This is a genomic window from Pseudomonas sp. GW821-FHT03A09 (assembly GCF_059421065.1).
This window is the reverse complement of record NZ_JBWKUX010000025.1, coordinates 18,581-30,685: the sequence shown is the minus strand read 5'-3', so window position 1 is coordinate 30,685 and position 12,105 is coordinate 18,581. Positions and strand designations below refer to the sequence as shown.

The following is a 12,105-nucleotide window of genomic DNA, read 5'->3' as shown; positions in this document are numbered from 1 at the left end:
GGTGGGTGATGACGGGATCGAACCGCCGACCCTCTGCTTGTAAGGCAGATGCTCTCCCAGCTGAGCTAATCACCCTTTGCTTCGTTGAGGCCGCGAAATTTACGCAGGTATCGGACCTAAGTCAATAGCCTGCTTGAAGTTTTTCTAAAAAAGACAAAATTACTTCAAGGCAGCCATCTCCCCTACTCGCTATAAATCATCTTCTTGCTCATGCCACCGTCGACAACAAACTCCTGCCCGGTAACGAACCCCGCCTGACGCGACAGCAACCACGCGACCATCGCAGCGACATCCTCCACGGTGCCGACTCGACCCGCCGGATGCTGGGCATGGTCGGCATCGGTGAGCGGCTCCGCACGCCGTGCAGCAGGATCACGCGCGTCGATCCAGCCTGGGCTGACGGCATTGACCCGCACTTCCGGTCCAAGACTCATCGCCAACGCGTGAGTCAACGCCAGCAGGCCACCCTTGCTCGCCGCATAGGCTTCGGTATCCGGCTCCGATTGACGCGCCCGGGTCGATGCCAGGTTGACGATGGCACCCCCATGGGCACGCAGGTACGGCGCACAATGCTTGGCCAACAACATCGGCCCGCCGAGGTTGACCGCCAACACACGATTCCAATACGCCAGGTCCAGGCTCTCCAGCGTGATATTGCGCGGGTCGGCGACCGCCGCATTGCACACCAACGCATCCAGGCGACCAAACTGCCCCAATACCTCGGCGACGCACTGGGCGACCTGCTTCTCGTCAGCGACGTCCATGGCGATAAACCAGGCGTTTTCACCCAGCACCTTGGACACCCTGGAACCACGCTCGCGATCCAGGTCGGTCAACACCACCTGCCAGCCCTCACTGATCAGCCAGGCGGCGATCCCAAGGCCAATTCCGCGTGCCGCACCGGTCACCAGCGCAACACGCCCGTTGCTAGCCACGGCAGCGTCCATGGACCACTCGATCACAAGGCCGCCAGCCCACGAGCCAAGTCGGCTTGCAGGTCGACGACGTCTTCCAGACCCACCGCAATGCGGATCAGGCTGTCACGGATACCCGCCGCCTCACGCTCTTGCGGTGCCAGACGACCGTGGGACGTGGTGCTCGGATGAGTGATGGTGGTCTTGCTGTCACCCAGGTTCGCGGTGATGGAAATCAGCCGCGTCGCATCGATAAAGCGCCAGGCGCCCTCTTTGCCACCCTTCACTTCGAAACTCACCACGGCACCGAAACCACGCTGCTGGCGCTGGGCCAACTCATGTTGCGGGTGGCTCTTGAGGCCGGCGTAATGCACCTTCTCGATACCGTCCTGCTGCTCCAGCCATTCAGCCAGGGCCTGGGCGTTGGCGCAATGTGCCTTCATCCGCAGGTTGAGGGTTTCCAGGCCCTTGAGGAAAATCCAGGCGTTGAACGGGCTCAAAGTCGGACCAGCCGTACGCAGGAAACCGACAACTTCCTTCATCTGCTCGCTGCGGCCAGCCACCACACCGCCCATGCAGCGGCCCTGACCGTCGATGAACTTGGTCGCCGAGTGCACGACAATGTCCGCCCCCAGCTTCAACGGCTGTTGCAGCGCCGGCGTGCAGAAGCAGTTGTCGACCACTAGCATGGCGCCCTTGGCGTGAGCCACTTCGGACAACGCGGCGATATCCACCAACTCGGCCAGCGGATTAGAGGGCGATTCGACGAACAGCAACTTGGTGTTGGCCTTGATCGCCGCATCCCAACCGGAAAGGTCCGCCAGAGGCACGTAGTCCACTTCGATACCGAAGCGCTTGAAGTATTTTTCGAACAGGCTGATGGTCGAACCAAACACACTGCGCGACACCAATACGTGATCACCCGCACTGCACAGGCTCATCACCACCGCCAGAATGGCAGCCATGCCAGTCGCCGTGGCCACCGCCTGCTCTGCACCCTCCAGGGCCGCGATACGCTCTTCGAACGCACGCACCGTCGGGTTGGTGTAGCGCGAATACACGTTGCCTGGCACTTCGCCGGCGAAGCGTGCAGCGGCATCAGCGGCAGTGCGGAACACATAGCTGGAAGTGAAGAACATCGGATCACCGTGCTCACCTTCCGGTGTACGGTGCTGGCCGGCACGCACAGCCAGGGTATCGAAAGCTACGCCATCGAGGTCGCTGTCCAACCGACCGGCATCCCATTCCTGACTCATGCTGCGACTCCTTACTCAATTCTTTATTTAAGATACAAAACCGGCCCCTCAGGGCCGGTATTTACTCAGTTGTTGTACAGATCGATGATCGCACTGACCGCCTGGGTCTTGATCTTCGACGAGTCGTTGCGCGCCTGCTCGATCTTGTTCAGGTAGGCCTCGTCGACATCCCCGGTCACGTACTTGCCGTCGAACACGGCGCAGTCGAACTGCTCGATCTTGATCTTGCCACCGCCAACCGCTTCGATCAGGTCCGGCAGGTCCTGGTAGATCAGCCAGTCGGCGCCGATCAGGTCGGCAACGTCCTGGGTCGAACGGTTGTGAGCGATCAGCTCATGGGCGCTCGGCATGTCGATACCGTACACGTTCGGGTAACGCACCGCTGGTGCAGCAGAACAGAAGTACACGTTCTTCGCACCGGCTTCGCGGGCCATCTGGATGATCTGCTTGCAGGTGGTGCCACGCACGATGGAGTCATCCACCAGCATGACGTTCTTGCCGCGAAATTCCAACTCGATGGCGTTGAGCTTCTGGCGCACCGACTTCTTGCGCGCCGCCTGGCCCGGCATGATGAAGGTACGACCGATGTAGCGGTTCTTCACGAAACCTTCGCGGAACTTGACGCCCAGGTGGTTGGCCAACTCCAGCGCGGCGGTACGGCTGGTGTCCGGAATCGGGATGACCACGTCGATATCGTGCTCAGGACGCTCGCGCAGGATCTTCTCGGCCAGCTTCTCGCCCATGCGCAGACGTGCCTTGTACACCGAAACGCCGTCGATGATCGAATCCGGACGCGCCAGGTAGACGTGTTCGAAGATGCACGGGGTGAGTTTCGGGGCCACCGCACACTGGCGAGTGTGCAGCTTGCCGTCTTCGGTGATGTACACCGCTTCGCCCGGCGCAAGGTCGCGGATCAGGGTGAAGCCCAGCACGTCCAGGGACACGCTTTCGGAAGCGATCATGTACTCGACGCCTTCGTCGGTATGACGCTGGCCGAACACGATAGGACGGATGCCATGCGGGTCACGGAAGCCGACAATGCCATAACCGGTAACCATAGCTACGACGGCGTAACCGCCGACGCAACGGTTGTGCACGTCGGTGACGGCAGCGAACACATCTTCTTCGGTCGGCTGCAGCTTGCCGCGCTGGGCCAGCTCGTGGGCGAACACGTTGAGCAGCACTTCCGAGTCGGAGCTGGTGTTGACGTGACGCAGGTCAGACTCGTAGATCTCCTTGGCCAATTGCTCAACGTTGGTCAGGTTGCCGTTGTGCGCCAGGGTGATGCCGTAAGGCGAGTTGACGTAGAACGGTTGAGCTTCGGCCGAAGTCGAGCTACCGGCAGTCGGGTAACGCACATGGCCAATGCCCATGTGCCCGACGAGGCGTTGCATGTGACGCTGATGGAACACGTCACGCACCAGGCCATTGTCCTTGCGCAGGAATAACCGGCCGTCGTGGCTGGTCACAATACCGGCAGCGTCCTGGCCGCGGTGCTGGAGGACGGTTAGCGCGTCATACAGCGCCTGATTGACGTTCGACTTACCGACGATACCGACGATGCCACACATGCGACGCAACCCCTACTTAATGAATCTTGACTGAACACAACTTACTGAGGCGTTTTGGCCGGCAAGAGGTGTTCCTTGAACGGAATATCAGCGGGTACGCTGATTCCGCTGGCCAGCCACTGACTGCTCCACCCCAGAATGAGGTTCTTGGACCAATCCGCAACCAATAGAAATTTTGGCACGAGTACCGACTCCTGCCACCACGAATCCTGCTGTACCGGCCCCAGGCTCAACAGCCCGACCGCCACGACCACCAGCAACGCGCCACGCGCGGCACCGAAGGCCATGCCGAGAAATCGATCGGTCCCGGAGAGGCCGGTGACACGTATCAACTCGCCAATAAGATAATTGACCATTGCCCCCACCAGCAGCGTGGCGATGAACATGATGGCGCAGCCCGCGATGACGCGAGCCGAAGGTGTCTCGATGTATCCGGCCAGGTAGACCGACAGTGAACCACCGAACATCCAGGCTACGACTCCTGCGATGATCCAGGTCAGCAACGACAGTGCTTCTTTGACGAAGCCGCGGCTTAGACTGATCAAAGCGGAGATGGCGACGATTGCAACGATCGCCCAATCAACCCAGGTAAATGGCACAGTTCAGCCTACGTACGGATAAGGCGGCGCATTTTAGCAGAGCGCTGGGCTATCGGTAAGCTGTGATTGCGGGTGCTTTGCAAATCAATGGGTTGTGGCGAGCAAATCCAACTTCAAGCGCACCCCAGAACAAATGTGGGAGCTGGCTTGCCTGCGATGGGGCCGGCACACTCAACATCACTGTTGACTGACCCACAGTCATCGCAGGCAAGCCAGCTCCCACATTTGGCTTGCACTCCAACCAGAGAGTGGCGGTATTAACCGCGCTCGGGCTGGAACCGCACCACAAACCCATTGAGATTCTGCTGACGCCCCAGCAAATCGCGCAGGCGATCTGCTTCAGCACGCTCGATCAGCGGCCCGATAAATACACGGTTCTTGCCGTCGGCACTGCGGATATAAGCGTTGTACCCCTGGGCACGCAGCTTTTTCTGCAACGCGTCAGCGCTTTCGCGGTTAGCCAGGCTGGCGAGCTGGATCGACCAACTGATCGGCAGGCCATTCGGGTCGATACGGCTCTGGCCCACATCCGGCTTGCCTGGCGCGGCAGGTTGCGGCGCGACCGGCTTTGGCGCAGGGGCCGGCGCAGCAGGCTTGGCCGCAACAACCGGGGCCGCAGGTGCCGGGGCCGGCTTGGCCACAGGCACGGGCGCGCTAGGCTGCACCGGCATGGTCGGAGCTTGTTGCGCCGCCACCCCGCCATCGCTCGGTACAGGCTCGACAGGCAACACCTGCGGCTCAGGCACCACCACCGGCTCGACTTGAACTTGTGGCATCACCGGCGCCTGGGGCGCGGCGGGCGCCTCGACAATCACCTGGCGCTGTTCGTCCTGACGGGAAAACAGCATCGGCAGAAAAATCACCGCCAACGCCACCAACACCAGGGCTCCAACCATTCGCTGCTTGTATGCGCTATCCAGTAATGCCATGTGCAGCTTCCTCCGTGGAGCGCCGGGCCAACCACTCAAGCGCCTCGGCAACACAATAAAATGATCCGAACAACAGAATTTCATCCTCAGTCGTCGCCACCGCACACTGCGCCTCAAGCGCGGCAGTGACACTTGCATACGACGTCACCGACGCACCAAGGTTCTGCAACGCCAACTCCAACTCGGCAGCCGGACGACTGCGCGACGTATCCAGCGGCGCTACCGCCCAAGCCTGGACGCAGCCCAAGGGCGCAACCACGCCATCCAGATCCTTATCAGCCAGCAGCCCGAACACCGCCAAGCGGCGACCGGCCGGCGGGTTACGCGACAGGCGCTGAGCCAGGTATTCAGCTGCATGTGGGTTGTGCCCAACATCCAGCAGCAGGTTCAGGCGCTTGCCCTCCCATTCGAATACACGGCGATCCAAACGTCCCACGACACGGGTTGCCAGCAACGTCGCAGCGATTTGCTCGGCATCCCATGGCAGATCCAGCAACAGATAGGCTTGCAGGGCAAGTGCAGCGTTTTCCATCGGCAGGTTCAGCAGTGGCAGGTCGCGCAGCTCGACGAGCTGACCACGCGCATCACGCCCACTCCACTGCCAATGACCAGCGCCAACCTCAAGATTGAACTCACGCCCACGCAGGAAAAACGGACAATCCAGCTCGCGCACCTTGTCCAGCAAGGTGTGCGGCGGGTCCAGATCTCCACACAGTGCAGGCTTGCCCTGGCGGAAGATCCCGGCCTTTTCAAAAGCCACAGACTCACGGGTATTGCCCAGATAATCGGCGTGATCCACGCCAATGCTGGTCACCAGCGCCAAGTCGGCATCCACCACGTTGACGGTATCCAGGCGCCCGCCCAGGCCTACTTCCAGAACGACCACATCCAGTTGCGCACGCTCGAACAGCCAGAACGCCGCCAGGGTGCCCATCTCGAAATAAGTCAGGGAAATCTCGCCTCGCCCTGCGTCCAGGGCAGCAAAGGCTTCGCAGAGCTGCTCATCAGTGGCTTCGACGCCATTGAGTTGCACCCGCTCGTTGTAACGCAGCAAGTGCGGCGAGTTGTACACGCCGACCTTCAGCCCCTGGGCTTGCAGCAGCGCCGCGACAAAGGCACAGGTAGAGCCTTTGCCGTTGGTGCCGGTCACCGTGATGACACGCGGTGCCGGCCGGCCCAACCCAAGGCGGGCCGCTACCTGCTGCGAGCGCTCCAGGCCCATGTCGATGGCTGATGGATGCAACTGCTCAAGGTAGGCGAGCCATTCGCCAAGGGTACGTTGGGTCATAGGTTTGCTGGCACCGGCGGAACAACGATAGGCTCGAGCTTAGGTGCAACGTACTCAGGTGTCGGCAGACCCATCATTTGCGCCAGCAGGCTGCCCAGACGTGGACGCAACTCACCGCGCGCAATGATCAGATCGATTGCACCGTGCTCCAGCAGGAACTCGCTGCGCTGGAAACCTTCCGGCAGTTTTTCGCGAACAGTCTGCTCGATCACACGTGGGCCGGCGAAGCCGATCAGGGCCTTTGGCTCACCGACGATCACATCGCCCAGCATCGCCAGGCTGGCGGACACGCCGCCGTAGACCGGGTCGGTCAGTACGGAAATGAACGGGATACCCTCTTCACGCAGGCGCGCCAGTACCGCAGAGGTCTTGGCCATTTGCATCAGGGAGATCAGGGCTTCCTGCATACGCGCACCACCGGAGGCGGCGAAGCAGATCATCGGGCAGCGGTTTTCCAAGGCGTAGTTGGCGGCACGCACGAAGCGCTCACCGACGATGGCGCCCATGGAGCCGCCCATGAAGGAGAACTCAAACGCCGACACCACCACCGGCATGCCCAGCAGCTTGCCGCTGACAGAGATCAGCGCGTCTTTCTCGCCGGTCTGCTTCTGCGCGCCGACTAGGCGGTCCTTGTACTTCTTGCTGTCGCGGAACTTCAGACGGTCCACCGGCTCCAGGTCTGCACCCAGCTCGTTACGGCCATCAGCGTCGAGGAAAATGTCGATACGGGCGCGAGCACCGATACGCATGTGGTGGTTGCACTTGGGGCAAACGTCCAGGGTCTTTTCCAGCTCCGGGCGATACAGCACCGCGTCGCAGGATGGGCACTTGTGCCACAGACCTTCAGGAACCGAGCTTTTCTTCACCTCGGAACGCATGATCGAAGGGATCAGTTTGTCTACTAACCAGTTGCTCATGCTTTCTTTCTCCAGTACCGGTGGCTTGAACACAGCCCCGCGTATGCCCTTGAGCTAAATTCATATGTGGCGATGACACATGCTGGACGGGGTCAGACGTTCGACCGGCCTTTTCCCGCATGTACCCTCAGCCTTCCAGACAACCTGCCAGTGCAGGGTTGCCACTTCATTTCCGGGCCTCCCGCAGGGGGCGCCGGTGCTGTTTTACACAGTGGTAGTTATGGACGGCTGCAGACTGCCAGCCGTCACATCACACCACTGCCGTTGCGCACGGCTTGCATGAATGCGCGAATCTTGTGATGGTCCTTGATGCCCTTGCCCTGCTCTACCCCACCACTGACATCCACCGCATAGGGGCGCACCTGCTCGATGGCTGCGCCAACGTTCGCGGGATTGAGCCCGCCAGCCAGGATGATCGGCTTGCTCAACCCCCCGGGAATCAGCGTCCAGTCGAACGCCTCGCCCGTACCACCCGGTACGCCTTCAACATAGGTATCTAGCAGAATCCCACGGGCACCAGTGTAGGCGGCACACGCAGTAGTGATGTCATCCCCGGCCTTGACGCGCAGCGCCTTGATATACGGGCGCTGGTAGCTTTCGCACTCATCGGGGCTTTCGTCGCCGTGAAACTGAAGCATATCCAGCTGCACGGCATCCAGGGTTTCGTTGAGTTCGCAACGGCTGGCGTTGACGAACAGCCCCACAGTGGTCACGAAAGGCGGCAGCGCAGCGATGATCGCCCGCGCCTGCAACACATTCACAGCCCTTGGACTCTTGGCGTAAAACACGAAACCAATGGCATCAGCCCCCGCCTCGACTGCCGCCAGCGCGTCTTCTATGCGGGCAATCCCGCAAATCTTGCTGCGAACGGCTGACATGTCGTGGAAACCTCAGGGTTGGACCGAGAAAGTCCCGGATGGTAACAAAAGCTTTTCCAGGCGTCAGCCGCCAAGTTCACTGAAGCCTGTGAGGAAGTGCGGCCCGATGAAACGTTCTGGCAGCTCGAACTCATCGCGGTACTCCACATCCACCAAGTACAGGCCGAACGGATGTGCCGTGACACCGCCCGTACGACGAATGCGGCTTTCCAGTACTTCCTTGGCCCACTCCACCGGACGCTCGCCAGCGCCGATAGTCATCAATACGCCGGCAATATTGCGCACCATATGGTGCAGGAAGGCACCGGCCCGGATATCCAGCACAATCATCTTGCCGTGACGGGTCACACGCAGGTGGTGAACTTCCTTGATCGGTGACTTGGCCTGGCACTGCCCGGCCCGGAAGGCACTGAAGTCATGCACACCCACCAGGTACTGCGCAGCCTCCGCCATACGCTCGGCATCCAGCGGACGGTGATTCCAGGTAATTTCTTCGTTAAGGTGCGCCGGACGGATCTGATCGTTGTAGATCACATAACGATAGCGTCGGGCGATAGCTTTGAAGCGTGCATGGAAGTGCGTTGGCATGACCTTCGCCCAGCTGACGCTCACGTCATGGGGCAAGTTGATATTGGCGCCCATGACCCAGGCCTTCATCGAACGTTCGGCCTGGGTGTCAAAGTGCACCACCTGGCCACAAGCGTGCACACCGGCATCGGTGCGCCCGGCACACATCAGCGACACGGGTGAGTCCGCAACCTTCGACAAGGCGTTTTCCAGGGTTTCCTGCACAGTCAGCACGCCAGAGGCCTGACGTTGCCAGCCGCGATAGCGCGAACCTTTGTATTCCACGCCCAGGGCGATGCGGTAAAAGCCTGCGGCCGCCATTTCGGCGGCCGCGTTATCTATATTTGCCAAGAACTGAGAGCCTGATGAGTTGCGCAAAGGCGGCCATTATGCCGATTTGTGTGGGAGCTGGCTTGCCTGCGATGCAAGCGACGCAGTCTTTCAGTAAAACCGAGTCGATGCTATCGCCGACAAGCCAGTGCCTACAAAAGCAAAACGGCGACCCGAAGGTCGCCGCTGCGTCAACAAATGACTGTTACGCCAGTCGGCCGAGCATTTCCTTGGCCTCGCCACGCTGGGCCTCATCACCCTCGGTCAGCACTTCGGACAATATGTCCCGTGCGCCGTCCGCATCGCCCATGTCGATATAAGCCTGGGCCAAGTCCAGCTTTGTGGCGACTTCATTGGTGCCGGAGAGGTAATCGAACTCTGGCTCATCACCGCCCAATGCCGCATCTTGCGCCGTGAATGACGGCTCGATCGGCGGATGCTCCAGACTCTGGGACAAGCGATCCAGCTCAGCGTTGACGTCATCCAGCTCCGATGCGAACGCATCGGGTTTGGCCGCCGATGGAGCACTAGGCTCGTCTGCCAGGGACAGGTCGAAGTCTGCCGGCAATTCGAACTCGTCCAGCGCGGCAGGTGTCAAGGTTGGCGGCTCAACCGCTGGCACGCTCTTCATTGAGTCTTCAAGACCCGAGAGAAAATCATCATCGGTCTGCGAGGATGGCGGATCAAGCTGCAGGTCCAGGTCGAAGTCCGACAAGTCGTCCGCACCGGTCTTGGCTTCAGTCTGCTGCTGCAGAAGTGCCTCGAACGTCTGTTGATCCGCCTTGACCTCGGCTGGCGACGCGGCCTCCAGGTCGTCCAGGCTCAAGTCGAAATCCGTGTCAAAAGGCTCTGGTTCCGGGGCTGGAGCGGCTGGTTTGTCTTCCAACAGGTCCTTGACGTACTGCGCATCCAGGGCTGCCGCTGCGACAGCAGCACTGACACCCGCCGCCAGCACGGCCATGGCCGGGAAACGGCTCTTGAGTTGCTCGACCTGGGCATGGTTCTCACCATTGGCCACCAACTGACGTTCCTGGGTGACAAAACCGTCCTTGTCGTTTTGCAGGCCGTAGACTTCCATCAGCTTCAAACGCAAGTCGCTGCGCTTGGGCTCATGCTTGATCGCCTGTTCCAGCACGTCAGCGGCCTGGTTCAGGTGGCCGCGGTCAATATGGGATTGGGCCTGGGCCAACGCATCGCCGGCGTTTTCCGGGGCAACGGCTACGGCCAGCGGGGCCAGCACGGAAGCCACCGTGGGCGCCACAACGGGCTCAACCACCGGCGCGGGTGCCGGAGCAGCCGCCAGCTTGACGCTCGGCGGTGGCACTTCCAGACCTTCAAAGCTGTCAGGTGGCAAGTCATGGTCGATATTCGGCGCGAACGCCGGCTCTTCGGCCAGGGCCCGCGCCATGCGCAGGTGCTTTTCTTCTTCACGCCGAGCGTTGCGATGGCGCGCCCACAGCAGCAGAAGCAACAACACCACCAGGCCCGCCGCACCACCCACCACACCCAGCACAATCGGATTGGTCAGCAGTTCGTTGAATTTCCCTTCGGTACTGGCAGGTGCTGCGTCAGTCTTGGCCGCTTCAGGGGCTGGCGTCGGGGCTACGGGTGCCACAGGCGTCGTCGGTGCAGCCGCTGGCTCACCGGCCAATTGAGCTGGCATCGCTGCCGCCGCTGCGGCGACCGGATCACCTTTCTCCGCCTGCAACCTGGCCAATTGATCATTTTTCAGCTGAATCAGCTTTTGCAGTTTGTCCAACTGGCTTTGCAGGTCCGCCGCCCGGCTTTTCAATTCGGCATTGTCGCGGCGAGTGGTGTCCAGCTCTTCCTGGGTCATTGCCAGTTTGTCGCTTAGCGCCCGGCTATCACCGACCTTGCCCTTGGCGCCCTTCTTGGCAGACTCAGCCGAGACCAGGCTCAAGTTGTCCTTGCCCGCGGTGCCCGACGGAGCATTGCCCGCCTCGGTGCGTTTGGTGGCGTCCAATTGAGGCTTGCCCGCCGCCGCTTGATTGGTCGCAGTACGACGCCCCTGGCGCCACGCCGTGTTTTGCGCGCTCACTTCGGCAATGGCTTGCGACTGCGGCAGGCTGGTCGCTTGCACACGGTCCGGCAGGCGCAGGACCTGACCGGTCTTCAGGCGGTTGATATTGCCATCGATAAACGCATCGGGGTTAAGCGCCTGGATCGCCAGCATGGTTTGCTGGATCGACGCGCCATTGCGATTCTTCTCGGCAATTTCCCACAACGTGTCGCGGGAGGTGGTGGTGTGCTGTGCGGGCTTGCTGCTGGCAGGCGTAGCGCCAGTCGGCGCGCTCAGGCGCGGAGCCGGCGCGCTGGCAACCGGTGCCGGCTGATCAAACTTGGCCGGATCGAGCAGCACGCTGTAGTCACGCATCAGGCGGCCATTGGGCCATTGCACCTGTAACAGGAAGCGTACGTAGGAATCCGGCAGCGGCTTGTTGGACGTGACACGCACCACACTGCGGCCATTGGGGTTGACCACCGGAGTGAACGTCAGGTCATCGAGAAACGCCTGGCGATCCACGCCGGCATCCACAAACGCCTGGGACGAAGCCAGGCTCGGTGTGATCTCGGATGCCGTAAGGCCACCGACATCGAGCAATTCGATTTCCACCGACAGGGGCTGGTTCAGCTTCGACTTGAGGGTCATCTCCCCAAGCTGCAACGCCTGCGCCATACCGGAGGACAGCGCCGAGGCGGCCGCTATTGCTAACACCAGTTTGCGAACTTGAACCATAGCCTCATCCTTTGTCTGAACACTCCCCGGCCTGCGAGAAGGTTGGTAACCGCTGCCATAAGGCATGGCGAGCCGATAGGTCACCGACGCGCTTCTAT

General features: G+C 61.0%; 10 protein-coding genes and 1 tRNA gene. All 11 read right to left on the bottom strand.

Annotated features, from left to right (window positions below):
- Window positions 1–2: 2 nt before the first annotated feature.
- Window positions 3–75: transfer RNA gene (locus tag AC07V4_RS26770), tRNA-Val, on the bottom strand.
- Between the two features lie 107 nt (window positions 76–182).
- Window positions 183–947 (bottom strand): SDR family oxidoreductase, encoded by a 765-nt coding sequence (locus AC07V4_RS26765; RefSeq protein WP_492638722.1) that lies wholly within the window; start codon window positions 945–947, stop codon window positions 183–185.
- 11 nt (window positions 948–958) lie between these two features.
- A complete protein-coding gene (locus tag AC07V4_RS26760) occupies window positions 959–2,170 on the bottom strand; it encodes an O-succinylhomoserine sulfhydrylase (protein WP_492638723.1) in 1,212 nt (403 codons plus the stop codon).
- A 65-nt stretch (window positions 2,171–2,235) separates the two neighbouring features.
- Window positions 2,236–3,741 (bottom strand): amidophosphoribosyltransferase, encoded by a 1,506-nt coding sequence (purF, locus tag AC07V4_RS26755; protein ID WP_058426877.1) that lies wholly within the window; start codon window positions 3,739–3,741, stop codon window positions 2,236–2,238.
- Window positions 3,742–3,782: 41 nt separating this feature from the next.
- Window positions 3,783–4,340 (bottom strand): CvpA family protein, encoded by a 558-nt coding sequence (locus AC07V4_RS26750; RefSeq protein ID WP_028617112.1) that lies wholly within the window; start codon window positions 4,338–4,340, stop codon window positions 3,783–3,785.
- Window positions 4,341–4,597: 257 nt separating this feature from the next.
- Complete coding sequence (locus AC07V4_RS26745; RefSeq protein WP_492638724.1) at window positions 4,598–5,269, bottom strand: SPOR domain-containing protein; 672 nt, start codon at window positions 5,267–5,269, stop codon at window positions 4,598–4,600.
- The gene (gene folC / locus AC07V4_RS26740) at window positions 5,253–6,557 is read right to left on the bottom strand and encodes a bifunctional tetrahydrofolate synthase/dihydrofolate synthase (protein ID WP_492638725.1); all 1,305 of its coding nucleotides are present in this window, start codon (window positions 6,555–6,557) and stop codon (window positions 5,253–5,255) included. Before folC ends, AC07V4_RS26745 begins: the two co-directional genes overlap by 17 nt.
- The gene (gene accD, locus AC07V4_RS26735; RefSeq protein ID WP_492638726.1) at window positions 6,554–7,474 is read right to left on the bottom strand and encodes an acetyl-CoA carboxylase, carboxyltransferase subunit beta; all 921 of its coding nucleotides are present in this window, start codon (window positions 7,472–7,474) and stop codon (window positions 6,554–6,556) included. The genes folC and accD overlap by 4 nt, the downstream gene beginning before the upstream one ends.
- A gap of 245 nt (window positions 7,475–7,719) precedes the next feature.
- Window positions 7,720–8,352, bottom strand: coding sequence for a phosphoribosylanthranilate isomerase (locus AC07V4_RS26730; RefSeq protein ID WP_492638727.1), 633 nt, complete (start codon window positions 8,350–8,352; stop codon window positions 7,720–7,722).
- 63 nt (window positions 8,353–8,415) lie between these two features.
- Window positions 8,416–9,240, bottom strand: coding sequence for a tRNA pseudouridine(38-40) synthase TruA (truA, locus tag AC07V4_RS26725; RefSeq protein ID WP_492638739.1), 825 nt, complete (start codon window positions 9,238–9,240; stop codon window positions 8,416–8,418).
- 214 nt (window positions 9,241–9,454) lie between these two features.
- Complete coding sequence (locus tag AC07V4_RS26720) at window positions 9,455–12,007, bottom strand: FimV/HubP family polar landmark protein (protein ID WP_492638728.1); 2,553 nt, start codon at window positions 12,005–12,007, stop codon at window positions 9,455–9,457.
- Window positions 12,008–12,105 lie beyond the last annotated feature (98 nt).

What these genes read in the sequence shown, in the direction of transcription:
- AC07V4_RS26765 (WP_492638722.1), bottom strand. Translation starts at nt 947, where the DNA reads ATGGACGCTGCCGTGGCTAGCAACGGGCGTGTTGCGCTGGTGACCGGT.
- AC07V4_RS26760 (WP_492638723.1), bottom strand. Translation starts at nt 2,170, where the DNA reads ATGAGTCAGGAATGGGATGCCGGTCGGTTGGACAGCGACCTCGATGGC.
- purF (WP_058426877.1), bottom strand. Translation starts at nt 3,741, where the DNA reads ATGTGTGGCATCGTCGGTATCGTCGGTAAGTCGAACGTCAATCAGGCG.
- AC07V4_RS26745 (WP_492638724.1), bottom strand. Translation starts at nt 5,269, where the DNA reads ATGGCATTACTGGATAGCGCATACAAGCAGCGAATGGTTGGAGCCCTG.
- folC (WP_492638725.1), bottom strand. Translation starts at nt 6,557, where the DNA reads ATGACCCAACGTACCCTTGGCGAATGGCTCGCCTACCTTGAGCAGTTG.
- accD (WP_492638726.1), bottom strand. Translation starts at nt 7,474, where the DNA reads ATGAGCAACTGGTTAGTAGACAAACTGATCCCTTCGATCATGCGTTCC.
- AC07V4_RS26730 (WP_492638727.1), bottom strand. Translation starts at nt 8,352, where the DNA reads ATGTCAGCCGTTCGCAGCAAGATTTGCGGGATTGCCCGCATAGAAGAC.
- truA (WP_492638739.1), bottom strand. Translation starts at nt 9,240, where the DNA reads ATGGCGGCCGCAGGCTTTTACCGCATCGCCCTGGGCGTGGAATACAAA.
- AC07V4_RS26720 (WP_492638728.1), bottom strand. Translation starts at nt 12,007, where the DNA reads ATGGTTCAAGTTCGCAAACTGGTGTTAGCAATAGCGGCCGCCTCGGCG.